We start from the raw sequence: 19,743 nt of genomic DNA, 5'->3' as shown, positions 1-19,743 counted from the left end.
GTTAGTTAATATTAAAGAATTCTTGAATAATAATTTTTAAACTGTCAATTGTTTTTAAATTAAGAAAAAAATCGCAGTCACGATAAACTTTTTTAAAATCTGAATTTCTCGCAATCCAACCAGCCCCATCTAAAATATTTACAACTCTTGTGTTTTGATTTGCTTGCGCATCTTGAACAATGAGTCTGATTGTATCGTTGTAATAATCAGTTTGCTTTGAACTAGTTGTTAAATAGAAGCTAGAATTTATAATGATTTGTTTGCCTTGAAATGAAATTAAATTCAACTGTTTGTTTAAAAAGCCAGGTATATCCATCTTTTTATATTCTAAACCAAATCCTGATACAATTTTTAATATTTTTTCATCAAGTTTTTTCTGATATAAATCACGGTATTTACTATTGTAATTAGTAGTGACTTTGTCTTTTATTAAATTCCTGATGTAATCATCATTATTCAATCTTTCAATTGTATTGTCATCAATTCTAAAATCATAAAGTATGAACTGGGGTATAATGGCTGAGAATTTTGGGCTAACATAACCAGAGGAAAATAATTCGCAATATTCCTCCATCATACTTGGATTACTTATTAATTCTGTTCTAAGTTTTGAATTTGACCATTCGGATTCAAATGTGTAACCTTGATTTAGTCTAATCCAAGAAACGACTCTTCTAAATTTTTCATTACTGATTCCTAAAAGAGTAATGATTTTATCTATTGATTCTTTATCGCTTTTGATAAATAATTTTAAACCAGACAAAGTGCCAATACCTCTAAGTTTTTCTTTTAAAAGTTTTACTTCAGATGTAAGGTAATTTTCAAAATAAGCTTCTATTGTACTGTCACACAAAAACATTGTTGTAGTTTTAAGTGCTTCTTTATAAAGTAATTTTTCCATACCTATTTCTTGTTAATTAGAGATAATAATCTTTTTGCAACTTCTTTAACTACAGGAACACAAACTGAATTTCCTAATAAATCATAACCTAATCTAATTGATTTAGAATCTTTTTGAAATTCATCCAAAGAATAATCGTTAGGGTATCCAAATAATCCTAAACCTTCTTTAAGTGTAAGATTTCGTATACCGTTACCATCAACAACCCCAATTGCATTCATATCCATAGCTACCATTGTAGGAGCTTGATTGTAAATGTCCAAAAAGTGGCTAATAGGGAAGGATAATTTTCCAGTTACTATATTATAACCTTTTGGTAGCGTAGTGTCTGGAATTCTTTCGGAATAAGAAGTCTCATTTATTACTGTAACAACTTTCTTTTTAGGATGTTCAAGGACAAGGTAGTTTTTGTTAATAAGATCATCTAATAATTCTTGAAGATTTTCATTAGGGAAAAATGATTCAATTTGTTTTTTTGTTAGAGGCATTCCATCCATCCATTCAATACCGATTTCTGAAGCCCATGATTTATGCCTACGTTGTTTAAAAAGTAGATTTAATAATTGTTTTTGTTCAGAAGAAACAGTTCCTTTATATTCAAAATCCCAGCTATGGATATTTAGATTTCCTCCTCTTTTGTCTTTTAGAAATTTTCCATTTAAGTCCTCAGGAGTAAAATGTTTTAATAGCTTTTGTGTGAATTTATTATCGAGACAAGGTTGTCCAAATTCTAAATAGTCTCTTACGATTGATTTTGGTTTTGGAGAAAAATGTAAATTTAATTCACCATATTTTTTCTTGCAGCCAACAATAAAAACTCTCTTTCGAATTTGTGCAACCCCAAAATCAGATGCATCTAGCATTGCAAATTCTACATTAAAATTAAGTTTTTCCCTAAGGATATTAAGTATTACAGTTAACGTACGTCCAATTTTGTCAGATCGTTCTTTTTTGTCATGAACTATTAAACCTTCAACATTTTCTAGTATAAAACCATCTATATTTTTAAAATGATATTCTAAAATTCGTTCGATTTCGAAAAAAAGAGTCCCTCTTGTTTCTGTGAATCCTCTTTGTTTTCCTGCATAGCTAAATGCTTGACAAGGAAATCCTCCAAGTAATATATTAAACTTAGGTATGTCACTTTCTTTGATTTTTGTTATATCTCTTGATACAATGTTTTCATTTGGGAAGTTTCTATTTAGCGCCTTTATAGCACTGTCTTTAATTTCTGAAGTAAATACGCATTCGGTTTGGTAACCTAATTCTTTTGCTGCCTGTTCAAATCCTAGTCTAATTCCACCTAGACCAGCAAACAAATCAATAAATTTATATTTTGGCATTTATTTTATAATAATTTAAACCAAGTAATTGATAAAAGGTTAATTTAATAATTTAATCGAAACTCTTATTTAATTGCAATTTCAAAATCCAAAATAACAATGAAATTTTAGTAAGTAGTAGATAGTACAATTCGGTCTTCCATTTTTGATTTTGATAATGTTGTACTACTCACTTGTATAATTGTGGGCAAGTTGTTCCAGAGTATAGACTTTTTTTTACGTATCATCCTAATAGTTTTACCTAATATTATACAATTTAATAAAAAATAATCTTTCGTAAGTAATTTTATATTGATGATTTATGCGTATAATTAATGAAATAGATAATTATTCAAAAGTATAAAAAACAACTAGTTTATGTGTAATAGATTGAACAAATTATAAACATATTCGTTCAATTGGAAATGGTGATCAATTTTCCATAGTGTCAGTTTTAAAATTTTATTTTATATTATTTCTTATTTCTGCTGTCGGATTACAGATGATATCTATATGTTCAACGTTTTCAAATTAATTTAAACGCTTTTCCCATTAGTTCCTGTTCGCTTTTTGGAATGCCTATTTTAGAGGCTAAATCTTTCCATTGATTCACGACTGTTGTTACCTCATGAATGATAGTATCCATTTGAGAGTTATTTAGCCTAAAATATTCACCTACACTTTTGCCTAGTTCAAAATCAAGAGCATTATTGTCCATATCTATATTTAGTGCTAAGCCGTCTTTGTCAATTGAAGGGTTGAGATCGTAAGCTGGGGAGAGTATCCAACCATCCTTTGTTAATATAAAACCATGGTTGCGTAAATGATCATCGGTATTGGAAATTGCAATGTTAAAAATGATTCTGCGCCAGAGTTGGTGTAGGTTGGCTTCTACATTTGTTCCATAGTTGCTAATAAATTCTGCCAAATCAAGATAACTAGCCGGATTGTCACGAATCGTATCTTCATTATTTCCAGTCATAGTCATAGCTGAGGCAAAATGTATGCGTTCGCCGTTTTCGCGATCAAATCGTTTGGTAAAAAAAGTATTATAATTGCCTGTAATCTTTTGGATTCGGCTTTCAGCCATTGTAATACCAGCTTGTAAAGCGAGTTGGTAGGCCAGAAATTCCCAAGCGGCTTTGTCTGTTGTATCGGTTTTGGAAGGGAATTTGGCAATCCAAAGACTTTTGTCGGTATCGAGTATGTTGGCTTTTGGTCTGGCGCCTCCTAATGAAGAGCCTGGAGCCATAAGTACTGTCAGCCATTTTTTTACTTCATCATTATGATCGTCATTTTCAAAACTATTAGCTGCGTTTTGCAATTCGCGAATTGAAGACCAAGGCGGTGTTGGAGTGGTTTGGTTGTTGTCTAGAAAATCTCCATTAGGATCGGTTTTAAAGCGTAAAGCTCCCATACGGCTTTCATCATATACACCTAATAGAAAATCAATATCGTAAAGTGTAGGTGTTTTTTCTCCACTTTCTTTGGCGATTTGTGCGGCTCGACGTTTCATCAATGTACGTCCCCAAGTATCAGGCATACTGTCGAGAAAAATTCCAAAGTTTTCCTTTTGGTTGGGATATTGCGGACCACTGAATAATTGAATATCGGGATCTAAAAGAAATTGATTTCCCGATTTTAACCAATGTTTATCGTACTCAAAACTAAAAGTTTTTTTTCCTTTTGCTTGTTGAGCTGATAGAATACCTATTAATTTAGGTTCTGACATGCCCTTCCAGTGTGCATAAACGTATATGTCGGTTTTATTTTGAGCCATTTATTATTTTAAAAGTTCTAAATCTTGTAATTTTTTTCCAAGTTCATCATCTGCAGCCAATTTGAGAAAATCGTTTTGCAGGCCTAAAACACGGAGTACATTGAAATATGATCCCAACGCAACTTTTGGATTTCCTTTTTCAATTTGATATAGTGTTGTGCGGACAATATCAGCTCTTTCAGCAACTTGTGTTGTCGTTAATTTTCGTCTTTTTCTAGCCAATTTTATGTTTTCGCCCATGTGCTCCAAGATTTTAAAATGTTTTGGAAATATGGATTGTTTTTTACTACTCATAACAAATAATGTTTATTATTATGTACAAAAATAATGTTTTTGTTCACAATAACAAACATTTGTTGTCGTTTGTTTATCGTCAGTTTTAAATAAAAGCTACTTGTACAAAAAATAGAGTTAGTAACAGGTAGATAATTTTTATGTCAACGATACTAAAGTAGTAATATGTTTTAGATTACTATTTTTTAATATTTAAAAAAAACCAAAAAAAGCAAAGCAAGTTAAGTTCCGGTTCTGAAATAAACAAGGCCAAGCCTTTCAGGTTGTGCCAAGTCTTGTTCTATTCATAACCTCCACATGATTGAAAGCTTTCTTTTTTCTCTTTTTCTTTTGTTAAGTAAATTAATTTTCTTTTGAATTTTAAAATACAATTTTTGAGATATTCATAGCTGGAATGAATTTACAATTTTCTTCTTCTGGTTCTTTTTTTCTGCTTTAATTCTTTAGGCGTATAACTATTATCAACGAATTCACCTTTTAGTAATGCATCTAAAAAGTTATTAATAAGTGTAGGGTTAAAAGTAGTTTGCGAATTCATTTCTGTTTTTAGTCTTTCAAGATTTTCGTATAGGTTAAAATGTTTTTGAGAAGTCTTGCATGATTCGCAACGTTCTTGAATTGCTTTAGCACTATATTCTTTTCCCAGGCTACTTCCGTTAAAAACGCATTGCGTTCTATGGTCAACATAGGTGATTCCATATAGCTGTCCCTCTTTACTTTTTCTAAAAACTACATGGATTCCATCTTTTTGAAGTTTAAGAGCTAATTGTTCAGGAGAATAGATTTTCTTGTCAAAGAAAGCAAGATTGATTGCATTCTTCAATTGACTCTTTTGAGACTGCTTGTTTATGTCATTTGTTTTGAATTTTTCTTCCAGAAATTTTAAAGTGGGCTTATTATAAAAATCGCTGGCTTTGATAGGAACTCCAATAGGTTTAGAATTCTTATCGAGAATCTTATAAAGCAATCCTTTGTTTTTAAAAACTCTGGAATCTTCAGTACCTCTGTCAGCATGAACATTGTACATGTTTAAAATGGCATTGAGTTCCGGAAGACTGGAATATTTGTATTCGTTTAAGACCTTATTTAAAACGCCGTTTATTGCTTTTTTAGATTCCGCTTTTCCATATTCTATCTTGCGAGAATCAATCGGCTGTAGAGTAACATGTTGTTTATTTTTTCTATCCTCAGCTTTTACAAGACCAAAGTGTTTTTCGATTTCTTTTCGGGCAGGTTCTGATTTTCTAATGCCTAAAAGATGCAAATCAATTCGCTTTCCATCCCTTTGAATGTTATTTGTCACTACATGGAGATGCGGATGTCCGGCATCGAAATGTTGGTATACTAAATAAGGTTGTTTTCCAAAACCGATTTTCTCCATATAAGTGTCTGCTATTTCAATTAATTTTTCTTTGGAATGCTTTTCCGAAGGATCAAAATTGAGCGAAATATGTACAGTATTTCGCTTGGCATTTTCATTAAGTTCAGCCAGTTTTAAAAATCGATTTAACTTCAAATTAAAACTTAAATTTTCCAATTTTAATGGATAATTTACAGCATGAATACACTGCGCTTTTTCAGCCTTAACTTTGTTTTCGTTATAATTCAAAATAGAGTGAATTGAGTTTCCGGTTTTTATGATTGCAACCATCGTTCTGCTATTTTTTGAGTGTGTTTTCCAATGAAATCTATTTTGTCAAAAAGTATTTCTCGATGCTGCTCAAACGAAATATATTGCGCCTTAAAATCAGTAATTGTTTTTGCTGAATTTATCTTTTTAGCAATCTGATTTATGTTATTTCCAATAGCCCGAAGTTCAGTAGTTAATACAATGGTTTCTTCCATTAAATCATCTAAAGATTGATTGCGGTAGGTGCTTATAATTGGTTTGTTGAATAAGTGTTTTCTAATGTAATTACTTAACTTTCGGCAGCAGCTAGCCTTAAATTTTGCTTCAATTTTTGCATACTCTTGTTCTGTCAGACGCAGTGTTATCCTGCGAGTTCTGTTTAAATTTCCTCTTTCCATCATCTATCATTTTCATTATTTTTCAAACTCTTCGCTTTTAAGTGTCTCCACCGCCGAGTTCCGAGGCAATACGTGGCAAGATAGGCGGTTGTCAGACAACCGTTCATCTTGCCAGACTCAGGAACGTGGCAGTCTTTCAGCTTTTTAAAGTCAGATACTAAGGTAAAATAGCTTTCAGAAATGAGCAATCCTGCTCAAATTTTGATTAGGATGTTTTAAATTCAAAAAAGACGGAAATCGGGAAAATGGATTATGACAACAGGAACTTATCATAAATAATTTTTTTCCAAAACAAAAAGGAAAAAAAGAAAGCGGTTCTTCAATTGAATATTTGGCAATGGAAGTGCTATAAGTCCCGAAGGGTGACAGGCTTCGTTTAGAAGCTTGTCATTATGCGCACTTCTTTGTCAAATGTTCAATACTTTGGCTGGCTTTTTTCTCCTTTGGAATGGAATCGGAAAACCTATCAATATTCTGAAAGAGTCTTCTGTTTTTAATGTCTTTTGAAAGGGTACACTTCCACAAAATCCAATTAAAAATGAAGAGCAGAAGAAGTGTACTTTTTCAAGCAATATTTTGTTTTTCAATCCACAAAATTCTGAGGATTTCTCCGAAGGTTTTTGGGGATGTCTGAAAGAGAAAAAGCAGTCTGAAGTTTTATTTTTTTGGAGTGCTTATTAAAGAAATTGTATCGTTTAAATTGTTTGTAGAAATAAATTCTAAAACATAATTTTCAGCATCCTTTTTTTGTTCCGGTGAAGTAGCAAAAGTGTTGAGATAAAAATCTTTATTTTCATCTTCAATATGAATAATTTCGGTGTAACCTTTAGTAATTAAAGTTCCTTTTAATTTTAAAACTTTAAGCTCATTTACCCTGTCAATTTCCTTTTTTACTCTAAGTTTTATAATCTTATCCATTTTGGTTTTTAAAGTGTTTTTACAACAAATAAAATACTTCTAACTACAAAGAGACTCGTTTTACGAGTCTCTTTGTTGGAATTAATATATATTATGAAATCTTATTTATTTAATAATTTTTCCAGCCTAGCCATCATTTCATCTTTCTCTCTCAACATTCGCTCGTACAAAGCTATTTTTTCATCATATAATTGTACAATTTTGTCAACTGGATTGAATGTGCAACTATAATTTAATGATGAAGAATTATCATGATAAGTATTTCCTATAATATTGAATACAATTTCATCACTATAGTTTTTTATTGCTTCAGTTGATACACCTAATACTTCAGCAATAGCTTTTAATTTATCTTCATCAACAGTCTCACTTCCTTCAATATTTGAAACAGATTGTTGACTTATGCCGATAGCTTGCGCAAGTGCTTCCTGCTTCATACCTCTAAGCTCTCTAATACGGCTAATATTTCTACCGATATGTTTTGTTTTTGTTGCTGTGTTCATGTCTCAAAGATATTTAAAATTTCTAAAAAGAAAAGTCTCTTGGTAATTTACAAGCCAGCTTTTGTAAGATACAATTCCGATTAGTTCGGTACGGTACAATCTATTACTTACTTGCTGTGTATAAAACAAAAATACAATTTTTCAGACAGCTATTAATTAAAAAAAGTAAAATTATGAAAGCTTTAGCAAAACTATCCTTTCCTGAACTCGAAAACGGGTACTTGGAAAATATACTCAGACAATTGGTGAATCAGTATAATATTATTCAGATGTTTTTTAGCAAAAGTACATCTTCTTCATGTTCACATCTTATTATTCATGTTGAAAAAAATTCAGATGCGATAAAACTTCAATTGAACAAGTGGGTGAATAAGGTTAAAAGGAATTGGGATATCGATGTTTATTTTATTTACTCTTCCAGACTTCACCATCTGTATTTTTTAGCTTATCCATTTATCGAATACTACTGTCGCCAAACGTGTATTATTTACCAAAATAGTAAATCAGAAAACTTACTTGTCATTAAACGGAATTGGAAGAAATACAAAAAGAAATTCAATATATACCAAGACCGTTTTTATCACGATCATGATTTGCATCACTCAGAAATTAAAAAAATCATTTCAGAAGGTATTTCAAACACTGTTTTTACTTCTTATTCCAGATTGATTGAATATGACTTAGATTATTTGGAAGAGTTATATGCTGGATATAAATCCGAGAATCTGAGTTTGGATGAAAGAATCACTAATCTGATAGATTACATTCCGGAAATTCAAAAGTATTTTGTAAAAGACAGTCCTAGTAAATATTACCTTACGCAATTCTTTGAAAGAGCAAAAGAAGCTTCTGCTGACGATGATGCTCTGTATGAAAACGAAATGTATGAGGCTGTGGGTGTCGCTGAACAAAATCTCTTTAATCTTATTGGAGAACGTTTTTCTGAATTGAAGAAGCTAATCAAAAAAGGATACTCAAAAGAGCAACGAACTGTAAATCAAATTGAAGAAAAACCCAAAAATCTAATTCTTGACTCAGCAATACAAACGATAATAAAATCAATTGATGCCGAAGAGATTTTTTTGTATCACCAAATTACTTACGGAGAATTTACTACTTATTATCTCCTGCTTATAGCAAATGGAATAAGTAATGAGAAATTACACTCCATTAACCAGTCATTACAAAGTAAAATGGGCGATTGCTATGATTTTGTTTTATTAGCGCATAGCAGAAGCTGGATACAAAATCATCTCTATTGGTATCAAAGTTTCTTTACAGTTGTTGTTAAAGAAAGTAATATGATTTATTCTTCCAGTAAATACCATGCGGAAATTCATTGGGAAGTTCCTCATGAAGATCATTATGCTGATTTACATTTTCATTACAGAACAGTGAAGGATACAGCTACGCAGTTTTTGATAATAGTTAATAATGAAGAGCAAAACTATCAAGGTTTAGAATACTTGTTTACTCTGTTTTTTCAGTCTTTCTGCCGATCCTACATTTATATAAAAACCTATTACATTCCTAATTATGTTTCCAATGAGACATTATGGAAAATGTGTTTGTATGCTGATTCCGATATTTACAAATACAATTATCTGATAGAAAATTTCTGGACGGATTTCTTTCCGTTTTTAGAAAAACACATGATGCTAGAGCATAAATTATCAAAGCTTAAAACACAACAAGTAACTCAAATGAAAGAGATTGTTGAGAAATTGAATGCTGAATTAGATACTACAATTAACAAAGCTAAACTATTGAAAGAAGTTGAATTTGATTAATCAACGATTGTCCATAAAGACAAATTAAAACCATTTTCAAAGTAATTATCCTATACAAATTTTGATTAGGGTAAATTCATTTATACGATTTATCTTTATAAGATAAATGATTGTTGGATGATAAAAAGACCAGTGATGGTCTTTTTCTAATGGAAAGGACTCAAGTATGGAAGAAGAATTAATGAATGGAAAAAGTAAAATTAGAACTCAAAAATCATTGAATGAGTTTGAGATTGAATTACAACCTTCTGAAGTGAAGAAAGGATTATTTAGTAAAGAAGTGGTGGATAGCGAGGATAAACAAGAAAAACTAAACAGTTTGTCAATTCTAACAATTTCAGAAGTTGCCGCTAAACTAAAACTTGTAAATAATGCAACTGCTAAAAGATGGCTAGAAAGAAAAGGTGTTTTAATTCATAAATTTTCAAAACAAAATATTGTTTATGAAATTGAAGTTATCTGTGAAATTGACAAGCCTTTTGTGAAATCTTTAAAATTGAAGTATCCATCCAAATGGAAAAAAATATATAGAAATCTGGTTAAAGATGAGAATGCGTATGACCTTATGGTTTTACAATTAGATGGAGAGTTTGATTTCAAGCCAACCACTAAAGTGAAAAGAAATGTAGAGGATGAGAAATTATATAATGACTTAATGAGATGAATAAGTTAGTATTGCCCAAGAATAAATATAAAGGGATTAAGATTTATTGTAAAGAATGTAAAGTAGATAATCCTAAATGTAAACATTTTGAAAGGTTTTCATATAAAGTAAGAGTTCATGTACCAGGAACTCAAAGAAGTGTCAAGTCAAAAATATTGAAATCAAAAGTCTATAGCGAAGCTGTAATCGAAGCGATTAATTTTGAAAAACATTTAAAAGAGACTAATTACCAAACAATAGTTGTTGATTCGACACAAGGAAATGACTATTCGGTTGTTGATTCAGTAATAAAATATAATCATTATCTAAATGGTGATAGTGAGTATGCTCAGTTTAAAAAGAATATTACTGATGAACACCGTAAGGAATTAATACGATTTTGTAAATATTTTGTAAAGACGTTAAAAAAAAATAAAAACATTGAGACTACCAGAATTATAGATGTGAGTAGACAAGATGTATCAAATTTTTATACTTGGGCTGAAAACCATTATAGCCCCAAAACTTTTAACAAATGTATGAATGGAGTCAAAGGTTTTTTTGATTTTCTAATCGATATTGAAGAAATTGAAATGAAAAATCCTTTTCGAAAATATTCACGGAAGCAGGTAGGGAAATCAAATATTGATACAGTTACCAGGGAAGAGTTTAGTGCAATTTTGAAAGCAGTTGATACTTATAGTCCTTTTATGGTTTTAGGAGGTAGAGGAGAGCGAAAAAACATGTTTAAGTCGTATTTGAAAGATGGATTTAGATTGTTTTTGTTAACAGGGGGAAGGCGAGAGGAAATTGTTGATTTGCGTTGGAGTGATATATATGTGTCTGTTAGTGGCGTTAAATTTTTTAGAATTCAAAACTTAAAAGTAGAAAGAAGTCGAAATATTGATGGGTTGTATAAATACATTCCAATAAACTCTGATTTGTTTGACTTATTGGTGGAGATGGGATATGATGAAAAAAAACAATCTGAGAATTATATATTATTACCTGATAGAAAAGTTCAAAGCAAAACAATTATGGATGCGCTTTCAAAATCTTTTACTCATTATAAAAATGGAGCTGGTATAAAAAAGGATATAAGTTTGAAGAGTTTAAGGAAAACATATATTTCGTGGGTACATCAAGTAATGCAAAAAGAAACAGGGCTATTAACTTCGCATTCGACTGAAAAAGTGTTGGAATCATATTATATAGACCCCCAAATTTTATCAGTAGTGGAAAAAGGGGCTATCGAAATAAAAATATTTGGGAATGATTCCTCACTCTAATTCCTCACTTTTTATATTTAGGTCTAGCTTTTTTTGAAATAAAACCCCAATAAAAAACCCTTAAACAGTTGATGTTTAAGGGTTTGTTTTCGTAGCGAAGACGGGAGTTGAACCCGTGACCTCAGGGTTATGAATCCTGCGCTCTAACCAACTGAGCTACCTCGCCAATTACTCAGGTATTTTCTGTTCCTGATTGCGGGTGCAAAGATAGGAATAAAAATAAATCGTGCAAGTAAAAAATGAAGAAAAAAAATATTTTTCAAAACGTTTTTTTTTAGACATTATATTCTATATATTCGAAAAAAAATAAATTGACCTTTATGGATGTTAAAGTACGTTACGAAATTGAGTTTCCTATAAATTCTTCCCCACAATTATTGTATCAATATATTTCTACTCCTTCCGGTTTGTCGGAATGGTTTGCTGATGATGTAAATTCCAGAGGAGAATTTTTTACTTTTATATGGAATGATTCTGAAGAAAAAGCCAGATTAGCTTCTAAAAAATCAGGAGAAAAAGTAAAGTTTAAATGGGTGGATTCGGCTAATAAAGATACCGATTATTTTTTTGAATTGCATATTTTGGAAGATGAGTTGACCAAAGATGTTTCTCTAATGATTATTGATTTTGCTGAAGAAGACGAAATTGATGAGGCTAAACAATTATGGGAAAACCAAATTTCAGATTTAAAACATCTCTTAGGTTCTGTGTAGTAAAATCTATTTTTTAAAGCTTATATTTGCCCTGAACAAAATTCAGGGCTTTTTTTATGATTAATTTCAACGGAACTTTAGTAACTCAGGAATCAAATATATTAACGCAAAACAGAGGTTTTTTGTATGGAGATGCTGTTTTTGAAACAGTAAAAATTGTAAATTCTCAGGTGTTGTATTTAGAAGATCATTATTTTAGATTAATGGCTTCGATGCGTGTGGTTCGGATGGAGATTCCGATGGATTTTACAATGGAATATTTTGAGGAACAAATTCTTTCGTTAACTAATAAATTGGGAATTTCTGCTGCGGCTCGTACTCGTGTTACGGTTTTTAGAAATGACGGAGGTTATTATTTGCCAATAGATAAAACGGTTTCCTTTTTAGTTCATGCCACAGCTTTGGATTCGACTTTGTATGTAATTGACGAAGAAGAATATGAGGTTGACTTGTTTAAAGATTTTTATGTGACCAAGCAGTTGTTGTCTTCTATAAAATCCACCAATCGATTGCTGAATGTTACGGCTAGTATTTTTGCCAGTGAAAATGGACTTGATAATTGTTTGTTGTTGAATGATAGTAAAAATGTGGTGGAGGCTATTCAGGGGAATATTTTTATGCTTGTGGGGAATAAGTTGGTAACTCCGCCTGTTTCAGAAGGTTGTGTGAATGGTGTGCTGCGTAAACAGCTTTTGAAATTAGCAAAAACAATCGAAGGTGTTGAAGTGGCTGAAGAAGTGATTTCTCCGTTTGATCTTCAAAAAGCGGATGAATTGTTTATTACCAATGTTATAAAAGGAATTCAGCCGATAACTAAATACAGAAAAAAAACTTTTAAAACAGATTTGTCTCAAAAGTTAGTTTCTAAATTAAACGAGGTTGTTAGTGTAACTCTTAGTTAAGATAGGGGTTTTCAGGAGCGTTCGACCAAATTAAGTAGTCGCCTCCTAATTCCAAAATTTGTTCTTTCCAGAAATGAGCAGATGATTTTCCTATAATTTTATTTTTATAGCTGTTAGAGGTTATAATCCAGGAATTATTGTCCATTTCGTTCTGCAATTGGCTTTCAGACCAGCCGGTGTAGCCCAAAAAGAAACGAATGTTGTTTTTGTTTATTTTTCCGCTGTTTATAAGTGATTTAGTAGATTCAAAATCACCGCCCCAGTATATTCCGTTGGAAATTTCAATGCTGTTGGGGATTAAATCCGGAACATTGTGAATAAAATACAGATTGTCCTGTTCTACCGGACCTCCGTTGTATATTTTTAAACGGGAATTAATTTCCGGAATTAAGTCTTGAATGGTGTATTTCAACGGTTTATTGATGATAAAACCAACTGATCCGTCTTTGTCATGATCAGCTAGTAAAATCACAGATCGATTGAATGATAAATCTCCAATTATTGAAGGTTCAGCAATAAGTAATTGTCCTTTTATTAATGGTTCTGAAATCATGACTTGGTGTGTTTATTAATTAAATTTAAGAAAAAAAATTAAAAAAATCCAAACATAATCGGTAAAATGCATAAAAAAACCCTCAATTGAGGGTTTTTTATATTGACTAGGTTTTAGAAACAAATCCTTAGTTAACAGCTCCTTCTAATTCAGCTCCAGCTTTAAATTTTACAACATTTTTAGCTGCGATTTGAATTGTTTTTCCAGTTTGAGGATTTCTTCCGTCTCTGGCAGCTCTTGAAGAAACTGACCAAGATCCGAATCCTACAAGAGAAACTTTTCCACCTTTTTTCAAAGTGTCACCTACATTACCTAAAAAAGACTCTAAAGCTAATTTTGCAGCTGCTTTAGTAATTCCTGCGTCAGCAGCGATAGCATCGATTAATTCTGATTTGTTCATAATAAGAGTTATTAATTGTTGGTTAAAAATAAATTGTTACTACAACAAATTTAGCAGTAAATACAGACCTCACAAGTGTTTTGACGGATTTTACCTTGTTTTGTTAATAACTTGTTTTTTTTGTTCATAACATAGTGCGTTTTGACGATTTTTTAGCTCTTTTAGCCTGTTTTTATTGAGCTTAAAGCGCTTTTGCTTCCTCCGAAAAAGAGATTCCGTTGAGTAATTCGGCGGTTGTCATTTTCTTTTTTCCCGGAAATTGTAAACTTAATATTTGAATAAAACCCTCTTTTACGGCAATTTTTAATTCTTTTTTAGAGCTAATAATTGTTCCGGTAGTATAGTTGTGAGAGTCTTTAATTATTTTGGAATCATAAATCTTTACGTTCCATTCCTGATTTTTGTCGGTAAAAAAACACCAGGAAGCCGGATAAGGACTTAATCCTCTTATTAGATTGTTAATTTCCGTAGCCGATTTATTCCAGTCAATCTTACAGTTTTCTTTGTTGAGTTTATAGGCTGTTTTAATATCTGCATCATCAGTTTGTATCGTTGTTTTAACTTCTCCTTTTTCAATTAAGGCTAAGGTGTCAATTACGGTGCTACTTCCAATATTCATTAATCGGTCATGAAGTTGTCCGGCATTTTCATTCGGATCAATTTCGGTTTCTTTACTCATGATCATCGCGCCGGTGTCTATTTTGTCATCAATAAAAAAAGTAGTAACTCCGGTTTTAGATTCTCCGTTAATAATAGCCCAGTTAATGGGGGCGGCTCCTCTGTAATTAGGTAGCAGTGAAGCGTGCAGGTTGAAAGTGCCTAGTTTTGGCATTTCCCAAACTGCTTTAGGCAACATTCTAAAGGCAACCACTACTTGTAAATTGGCATTAAGCGCTTTCAATTCGGCAAGAAAAGATTCGTCTTTTAAGTTAGTTGGTTGAAGTAAATTTAAATTGTTCGCTAAAGCGTATTCTTTAACGGCTGAATATTTTATTTTTTGTCCGCGACCCGCAGGTTTGTCGGCTGCGGTGATAACAGCAGCTATTTCGTAGTTGTTTTTTAAAATACTGTCAAGGATTCCTACTGCAAAATCAGGAGTTCCCATGAATACAATTCGTAATTTTTCCATTATTGTTTCAGGCTATATTTATTGTTTGGTTTTATCAGAATGTTTTCAGATTCTAATAATTCTTGTAATGCAAAGATAACATCGTTTGAAGGATTATCGAGTTTAAGTTGGATTTCTCTGGAACTTAAATCAGCTGTTTCGAGTAATTCAAGTATTTTTTTTGAAAGAGAACTGTTGGTTTCTTTTTTCTTTTTTTGTTGAATACAATAAGAACAAATGCCGCAATTAGTAACTTGTTTTTCTCCAAAATAAGCTAAGAGCAGCTGACTTTTGCAGCGATCATCTGTTTTTATATAATGTAAAACCGCTTCAAACTGTTCTTTTTTTAACTGATTTTGGTTTTCAAGATATTTTGAAACGCGGTTAATTGTTCTGTCGTCTTCGCGAATTTCATTAAAAATTAAAGTCGTGTCATTATTTTTGGAATGATACGCTACAATTTGTTTTTCTTGTAGTTTTTCTAAAACAGTGACCACTTCGGCTTCTGTATGATTGGATTTTTTAGCGATAAACGGAAGATTCAGCTTGATTTGGGTATCGTAAATTCCGGGATAGGCTCTTAAAATTGCCAAAATAATTTCTTCGTCATTTGGATTCAGGCTGATGTAGCGAATAACTTCTTTAGAAGAAATAATAAATTGCAGACTTATTTTTTCTGAAAATTCCTGTGATAAACTAATAATTCCCTGACGGTCCAAAAACTGAATGGCATTGAAAGTTTTTAAAACCGGAAATTGGTAGCGAAGACAAAATTGGTTCAGATTAAAGGAAAATTGTTCGTTGATGCCTTCGCCGTAAGCAATTTGAAAATAGTTGCAAATTTTGATAAAAACCTCTTTCAAGAATTTTTTATCCGGTAAAATATTTAAAAATTGATTCTCGGTTTGAGCAATATCCGACGGGCTGCTGAGTAAAATAGCAAAAGCTTTTTCGTTATTTCTTCCGGCGCGACCCGCTTCCTGATAGTAATTTTCAAGATTGTCGGGCAGTTGAATGTGGATGACGGTTTTAACATTGGCTTTGTCAATTCCCATTCCAAAAGCATTCGTGGCTACCATAACCTGAACTTCTTCGTTCATCCAGCGTTCCATGTTTTTGGTTTTCTCCTTGGTAGGCAAGCCTCCGTGGTAAAAAGTAGCTTTGAAACCCAGTGAATTGAGTTGTGCTGCAGTATCAGTGCAGGCTCTTCGGTTTCGGACGTAAATGATTGAAGGCTGTGTGTTTTTCTTTAAAATTTGTTGAATTCTGAAAAGTTTATCCTCGATTTCAAAAATCATATAAGCAATGTTTTTTCTTTCGAATGATTTTTCAAAACATTGCGGATTTTTCAGTCCTAGTTCCTGAATAATATCAGTCTTTACTCTGGGAGTGGCTGTGGCAGTTAATGCCAGAAATGGAGTTTTAGGAAATAATTCTTTTAGTTGTGCAATTTTTAAATAAGCCGGACGAAAATCGTGTCCCCATTGCGAAACGCAATGCGCTTCGTCAATAGCAATTAAATTAATCGGCAGATTTTTAATGCGTTCCAAAATCCAGTCCGATTGCAGCCGTTCCGGGGAAAGATACAGGAATTTGTAATTTCCGTATTGGCAATTGTCTAAAAGGTCAATAATTTCGTCTGATTTAATTCCGCCGGTAAGCGCAATGGCTTTGATGTCGCGTTTTTGTAAATTGGCAACCTGATCTTTCATTAATGCGATTAAAGGCGAAATGACTAAGCAAATTCCTTTTTGCATCAGTGCCGGAATTTGGAAACAGATGGATTTTCCGCCGCCGGTAGGCATGAGTGCAAAAGTATCCTTTCCGTTTAAAACCGAATTGATAATTTCTTCCTGTGGAGTTCTAAAACTGCTGTGATTCCAGTATTTTTGTAGGATTTGTAAAGCTTCAGACATGCAATTGCAAAAATATTAATTCGTTTTTTGAATGCTAAAAATTAAATAGCAGCCTATTTTTTCGGGGCTAAAAAACAGAATTTAAAGCAAACTTACTCAAACTAATTTAGAAATTTTAAAATAAGAGGAATCAAAATCACGAATTTGCTAAAAATCATATTGGAGAATTTATATTTTAGAATTGAAACCGTATATTTGCTTTATTTTTTAAAGACAAGATGGATAAGAAAACGGAGGAATTTTTCGATAGATTAAAAGCCGAATTAGAAAAAAGTAATACCTGGCCGGCGATATATTTGTTTAAATTTATTGTACCAACAGACAACGAGAAAATTAAACAGGTGGAACAGGCTTTTGACGGTATGGGAGCGGTTATTAAAACTACGCAGTCTAAAACCGGAAAGTTTACCAGCGTTTCCATTGATGTTCAGATGGAAAGTCCTCAGGCAGTTATTGATAAGTATCTTGAAGTGTCCGTTATTGAGGGAATTATTTCGTTGTAATTTTGTTAGAAAAAGACCGTCTAAGGGTTTTTTCTGCAAAAGTTTTAAATCAATCCAAAAATATGAATCAGAAATATATAAAAGAAAATGCGAATGATGTGGTGCATCATTTAGAGTATAATGCCGAGCGTCCGCATTTGATTATTCCTGAGTATGGACGTCATTTGCAAAAACTGATTGACCAGGCTACCGAAATTGAAGATGCTGAAACCAGAAATAAAGCAGCCAAATATATCATTCAGGTTATGGGGAGTTTAAATCCGCATTTGAGAGATGTTCCTGATTTTCAGCATAAACTTTGGGATCAGCTTTTTATCATGTCTGATTTTAAATTGGATGTCGAATCACCGTATCCAATTCCTTCCAGAGAGGTTTTGCAACTTAAACCGGAAGTTTTAAAATATCCTCAAAATTTCCCAAAATACCGTTATTACGGAAACAATATCAAATATATGATTGATGTTGCTAATAAATGGGAAGAAGGCGAGATGAAAAGTGCTTTGGTAAAAGTAATTGCCAATCACATGAAAAAGTCTTATTTGAGCTGGAACAAAGATACGGTGAAAGATGATGTGATTTTTGAACATCTTTACGAGTTGTCAGGGGGAAAATTGAATTTATTACAAAGTTCAGAAGAGCTTATTAATACAACTGATTTGTTGCGTACTAATAAGAGAATGTCTAATAAAGTTTCTTCTCAGGGGCAGTCTAATAAAAATCAGAATAATAAAAATAATAAAGGACAGGGAAAACAAAAGTCTTTTCAAAAAAATAACAATCAAAAAAATCAATAAAGTTGCTAGGTCTTTTTTGAAGAAAAACTTAGAATCTCAGTAACTCAGAAAAACTAAAAAAAGAATATGGGAATTTTTAAAATTGAAGGAGGAATCCGTTTAAAAGGAGAAATTACTCCACAAGGCGCAAAAAATGAAGCCTTACAGATTTTGTGTGCTGTACTTTTAACTCCAGAAAAAGTAACCATTAACAATATTCCCGATATTATTGATATCAATAAACTGATTACCCTTTTAGGTAATTTAGGTGTAAAAATAACTAAGAACGGTTCCGGTTCTTATACTTTCCAAGCGGATGAAGTAAATGTGGGGTACCTTGAAACAGAAGCTTTCAAAAAAGAAGGTGGTGCTTTAAGAGGTTCGATTATGATTGTAGGGCCACTTTTGGCACGTTTTGGTAAAGGTTATATTCCAAAACCGGGAGGAGATAAAATAGGAAGAAGAAGATTAGATACTCACTTTGAAGGTTTTATCAATTTAGGTGCAAAATTCCGTTACAACCGCGAAGATCATTTTTACGGAGTAGAATCGCCGGAAGAAGGTCTTCAAGGAACCGATATGCTTTTAGACGAAGCTTCGGTAACCGGAACAGCTAATATTGTAATGGCAGCTGTTTTAGCAAAAGGAAAAACAACGGTTTATAATGCTGCCTGCGAACCTTATTTGCAACAGCTTTGTAAAATGTTGAATTCTATGGGAGCCAAAATTACTGGTGTTGGTTCGAATTTATTAACTATTGAAGGAGTTGAGCAATTAGGCGGTTGCGAACATCGTATTCTTCCGGATATGATTGAAATTGGTTCCTGGATTGGTCTTGCTGCCATGACCAGAAGTGAAATTACCATCAAAAATGTTAGCTGGGAAAATTTAGGATTAATTCCGAATACTTTTAGAAAATTAGGAATCACCTTAGAGCGTCGTGGTGATGATATTTATATTCCAACTCATGAAAATGGGTATGAAGTAAAAACCGACATCGATGGATCTATTCTTACCATTGCCGATGCACCTTGGCCGGGCTTTACTCCGGATTTGTTGAGTATTGTTTTGGTAGTGGCTACTCAGGCTAAAGGAGATGTGTTGATTCACCAAAAAATGTTTGAAAGCAGATTGTTCTTTGTAGATAAATTAATTGATATGGGAGCCAAAATTATGTTGTGTGATCCACACAGAGCGGTGGTAATCGGGCATGATTTTAAATCGACATTAAAAGCAACTACCATGTCTTCGCCTGATATTCGTGCGGGAATTTCTTTATTGATTGCAGCGCTTTCTGCCAAAGGAACCAGTACAATTCAGAATATCGAACAAATTGACCGCGGTTATGAGCGTATCGATGAACGATTAAGAGCTATTGGAGCTAAAATTGTTCGTGTTGAATAAATA

General features: G+C 32.4%; 20 protein-coding genes and 1 tRNA gene. 8 read left to right on the top strand and 13 right to left on the bottom strand.

Annotation, left to right across the window (positions count from 1 at the left end; translation table 11 throughout):
• Position 1: 1 nt before the first annotated feature.
• From B6A10_RS09285 to B6A10_RS09250, 8 genes are all read right to left on the bottom strand, one after another.
• A complete protein-coding gene (locus B6A10_RS09285) occupies positions 2-901 on the bottom strand; it encodes a DpnII family type II restriction endonuclease (protein WP_188220660.1) in 900 nt (299 codons plus the stop codon).
• A gap of 2 nt (positions 902-903) precedes the next feature.
• The gene (gene dcm / locus B6A10_RS09280; protein ID WP_188220659.1) at positions 904-2,244 is read right to left on the bottom strand and encodes a DNA (cytosine-5-)-methyltransferase; all 1,341 of its coding nucleotides are present in this window, start codon (positions 2,242-2,244) and stop codon (positions 904-906) included.
• Positions 2,245-2,749: 505 nt separating this feature from the next.
• Positions 2,750-3,955 (bottom strand): HipA domain-containing protein, encoded by a 1,206-nt coding sequence (locus B6A10_RS09275; protein WP_317172023.1) that lies wholly within the window; start codon positions 3,953-3,955, stop codon positions 2,750-2,752.
• Positions 3,956-4,006: 51 nt separating this feature from the next.
• Positions 4,007-4,297 carry a helix-turn-helix domain-containing protein gene (locus tag B6A10_RS09270; protein ID WP_188220657.1) on the bottom strand — a complete coding sequence of 97 codons (291 nt, stop codon included), beginning with the start codon at positions 4,295-4,297 and terminating at the stop codon, positions 4,007-4,009.
• 400 nt (positions 4,298-4,697) lie between these two features.
• Positions 4,698-5,948 carry a relaxase/mobilization nuclease domain-containing protein gene (locus B6A10_RS09265; RefSeq protein WP_188220656.1) on the bottom strand — a complete coding sequence of 417 codons (1,251 nt, stop codon included), beginning with the start codon at positions 5,946-5,948 and terminating at the stop codon, positions 4,698-4,700.
• Complete coding sequence (locus B6A10_RS09260; protein WP_188220655.1) at positions 5,933-6,328, bottom strand: plasmid mobilization protein; 396 nt, start codon at positions 6,326-6,328, stop codon at positions 5,933-5,935. Before B6A10_RS09260 ends, B6A10_RS09265 begins: the two co-directional genes overlap by 16 nt.
• Before the next feature lie 654 nt (positions 6,329-6,982).
• Positions 6,983-7,243: a hypothetical protein gene (locus tag B6A10_RS09255; RefSeq protein ID WP_188220654.1), complete on the bottom strand. Its 261-nt coding sequence runs from the start codon at positions 7,241-7,243 to the stop codon at positions 6,983-6,985.
• Positions 7,244-7,344: 101 nt separating this feature from the next.
• Positions 7,345-7,746 (bottom strand): helix-turn-helix domain-containing protein, encoded by a 402-nt coding sequence (locus B6A10_RS09250; protein ID WP_188220653.1) that lies wholly within the window; start codon positions 7,744-7,746, stop codon positions 7,345-7,347.
• 173 nt (positions 7,747-7,919) lie between these two features.
• Here B6A10_RS09250 and B6A10_RS09245 point away from each other — a divergent pair, with 173 nt between their 5' ends.
• The 3 genes from B6A10_RS09245 (at position 7,920) to B6A10_RS09235 (ending at position 11,468) form a co-directional block, all read left to right on the top strand.
• On the top strand, positions 7,920-9,536 hold the full coding sequence (locus B6A10_RS09245; RefSeq protein WP_188220652.1) for a hypothetical protein: 1,617 nt from the start codon (positions 7,920-7,922) through the stop codon (positions 9,534-9,536).
• Positions 9,537-9,702: 166 nt separating this feature from the next.
• Positions 9,703-10,200, top strand: a complete 498-nt coding sequence (locus tag B6A10_RS09240) for a hypothetical protein (protein ID WP_188220651.1) — start codon at positions 9,703-9,705, stop codon at positions 10,198-10,200.
• Positions 10,197-11,468 (top strand): tyrosine-type recombinase/integrase, encoded by a 1,272-nt coding sequence (locus B6A10_RS09235; RefSeq protein ID WP_188220650.1) that lies wholly within the window; start codon positions 10,197-10,199, stop codon positions 11,466-11,468. The genes B6A10_RS09240 and B6A10_RS09235 overlap by 4 nt, the downstream gene beginning before the upstream one ends.
• 92 nt (positions 11,469-11,560) lie before the next feature.
• Here the strand turns inward: B6A10_RS09235 and B6A10_RS09230 are convergent.
• Positions 11,561-11,634: transfer RNA gene (locus B6A10_RS09230), tRNA-Met, on the bottom strand.
• A gap of 154 nt (positions 11,635-11,788) precedes the next feature.
• Between B6A10_RS09230 and B6A10_RS09225 the strand changes: the two genes are divergently transcribed.
• Positions 11,789-12,181 carry an START-like domain-containing protein gene (locus B6A10_RS09225; protein WP_055090121.1) on the top strand — a complete coding sequence of 131 codons (393 nt, stop codon included), beginning with the start codon at positions 11,789-11,791 and terminating at the stop codon, positions 12,179-12,181.
• Between the two features lie 56 nt (positions 12,182-12,237).
• Positions 12,238-13,083 carry an aminotransferase class IV gene (locus B6A10_RS09220; RefSeq protein ID WP_188220649.1) on the top strand — a complete coding sequence of 282 codons (846 nt, stop codon included), beginning with the start codon at positions 12,238-12,240 and terminating at the stop codon, positions 13,081-13,083.
• On the opposite strand, the gene B6A10_RS09215 is transcribed toward B6A10_RS09220, so the two are convergent.
• The 4 genes from B6A10_RS09215 to B6A10_RS09200 all read right to left on the bottom strand — a co-directional run bounded on the left by B6A10_RS09215 (position 13,076) and on the right by B6A10_RS09200 (position 17,060).
• Positions 13,076-13,636, bottom strand: coding sequence for a YqgE/AlgH family protein (locus B6A10_RS09215; protein WP_055090008.1), 561 nt, complete (start codon positions 13,634-13,636; stop codon positions 13,076-13,078). The two genes, B6A10_RS09220 and B6A10_RS09215, sit on opposite strands and share 8 nt — an antisense overlap.
• Before the next feature lie 127 nt (positions 13,637-13,763).
• Complete coding sequence (locus B6A10_RS09210; protein ID WP_055090010.1) at positions 13,764-14,036, bottom strand: HU family DNA-binding protein; 273 nt, start codon at positions 14,034-14,036, stop codon at positions 13,764-13,766.
• Positions 14,037-14,217: 181 nt separating this feature from the next.
• Positions 14,218-15,165: a methionyl-tRNA formyltransferase gene (gene fmt, locus B6A10_RS09205; RefSeq protein WP_188220648.1), complete on the bottom strand. Its 948-nt coding sequence runs from the start codon at positions 15,163-15,165 to the stop codon at positions 14,218-14,220.
• The gene (locus tag B6A10_RS09200; RefSeq protein ID WP_188220647.1) at positions 15,165-17,060 is read right to left on the bottom strand and encodes a RecQ family ATP-dependent DNA helicase; all 1,896 of its coding nucleotides are present in this window, start codon (positions 17,058-17,060) and stop codon (positions 15,165-15,167) included. Before B6A10_RS09200 ends, fmt begins: the two co-directional genes overlap by 1 nt.
• A gap of 218 nt (positions 17,061-17,278) precedes the next feature.
• On the opposite strand from B6A10_RS09200, the gene B6A10_RS09195 reads away from it, so the two are divergent.
• The 3 genes from B6A10_RS09195 to murA all read left to right on the top strand — a co-directional run bounded on the left by B6A10_RS09195 (position 17,279) and on the right by murA (position 19,740).
• On the top strand, positions 17,279-17,563 hold the full coding sequence (locus B6A10_RS09195) for a DUF493 family protein (RefSeq protein ID WP_026714471.1): 285 nt from the start codon (positions 17,279-17,281) through the stop codon (positions 17,561-17,563).
• A gap of 62 nt (positions 17,564-17,625) precedes the next feature.
• Positions 17,626-18,357, top strand: a complete 732-nt coding sequence (locus B6A10_RS09190) for a DUF4290 domain-containing protein (protein ID WP_026714472.1) — start codon at positions 17,626-17,628, stop codon at positions 18,355-18,357.
• A gap of 66 nt (positions 18,358-18,423) precedes the next feature.
• Positions 18,424-19,740: a UDP-N-acetylglucosamine 1-carboxyvinyltransferase gene (gene murA / locus B6A10_RS09185; RefSeq protein ID WP_055090016.1), complete on the top strand. Its 1,317-nt coding sequence runs from the start codon at positions 18,424-18,426 to the stop codon at positions 19,738-19,740.
• The last annotated feature ends 3 nt before the right edge of the window (positions 19,741-19,743 follow it).

This window comes from Flavobacterium pokkalii, from assembly GCF_014596575.1.
Lineage (GTDB): Bacteria > Bacteroidota > Bacteroidia > Flavobacteriales > Flavobacteriaceae > Flavobacterium > Flavobacterium pokkalii.
Note: the sequence above shows the minus strand (reverse complement) of the source record. Positions and strands in the feature narration are given on the sequence as shown.

Bases quoted from the DNA above. Each gene is read 5' to 3' on its own strand.
- B6A10_RS09190 (WP_026714472.1), top strand. From the start codon at position 17,626: ATGAATCAGAAATATATAAAAGAAAATGCGAATGATGTGGTGCATCAT.
- B6A10_RS09240 (WP_188220651.1), top strand. From the start codon at position 9,703: ATGGAAGAAGAATTAATGAATGGAAAAAGTAAAATTAGAACTCAAAAA.
- murA (WP_055090016.1), top strand. From the start codon at position 18,424: ATGGGAATTTTTAAAATTGAAGGAGGAATCCGTTTAAAAGGAGAAATT.
- B6A10_RS09215 (WP_055090008.1), bottom strand. From the start codon at position 13,636: ATGATTTCAGAACCATTAATAAAAGGACAATTACTTATTGCTGAACCT.
- B6A10_RS09285 (WP_188220660.1), bottom strand. From the start codon at position 901: ATGGAAAAATTACTTTATAAAGAAGCACTTAAAACTACAACAATGTTT.
- B6A10_RS09250 (WP_188220653.1), bottom strand. From the start codon at position 7,746: ATGAACACAGCAACAAAAACAAAACATATCGGTAGAAATATTAGCCGT.
- B6A10_RS09225 (WP_055090121.1), top strand. From the start codon at position 11,789: ATGGATGTTAAAGTACGTTACGAAATTGAGTTTCCTATAAATTCTTCC.
- B6A10_RS09195 (WP_026714471.1), top strand. From the start codon at position 17,279: ATGGATAAGAAAACGGAGGAATTTTTCGATAGATTAAAAGCCGAATTA.
- B6A10_RS09245 (WP_188220652.1), top strand. From the start codon at position 7,920: ATGAAAGCTTTAGCAAAACTATCCTTTCCTGAACTCGAAAACGGGTAC.
- B6A10_RS09235 (WP_188220650.1), top strand. From the start codon at position 10,197: ATGAATAAGTTAGTATTGCCCAAGAATAAATATAAAGGGATTAAGATT.
- B6A10_RS09260 (WP_188220655.1), bottom strand. From the start codon at position 6,328: ATGATGGAAAGAGGAAATTTAAACAGAACTCGCAGGATAACACTGCGT.
- B6A10_RS09265 (WP_188220656.1), bottom strand. From the start codon at position 5,948: ATGGTTGCAATCATAAAAACCGGAAACTCAATTCACTCTATTTTGAAT.
- dcm (WP_188220659.1), bottom strand. From the start codon at position 2,244: ATGCCAAAATATAAATTTATTGATTTGTTTGCTGGTCTAGGTGGAATT.
- B6A10_RS09200 (WP_188220647.1), bottom strand. From the start codon at position 17,060: ATGTCTGAAGCTTTACAAATCCTACAAAAATACTGGAATCACAGCAGT.
- B6A10_RS09255 (WP_188220654.1), bottom strand. From the start codon at position 7,243: ATGGATAAGATTATAAAACTTAGAGTAAAAAAGGAAATTGACAGGGTA.
- B6A10_RS09270 (WP_188220657.1), bottom strand. From the start codon at position 4,297: ATGAGTAGTAAAAAACAATCCATATTTCCAAAACATTTTAAAATCTTG.
- fmt (WP_188220648.1), bottom strand. From the start codon at position 15,165: ATGGAAAAATTACGAATTGTATTCATGGGAACTCCTGATTTTGCAGTA.
- B6A10_RS09275 (WP_317172023.1), bottom strand. From the start codon at position 3,955: ATGTCAGAACCTAAATTAATAGGTATTCTATCAGCTCAACAAGCAAAA.
- B6A10_RS09210 (WP_055090010.1), bottom strand. From the start codon at position 14,036: ATGAACAAATCAGAATTAATCGATGCTATCGCTGCTGACGCAGGAATT.
- B6A10_RS09220 (WP_188220649.1), top strand. From the start codon at position 12,238: ATGATTAATTTCAACGGAACTTTAGTAACTCAGGAATCAAATATATTA.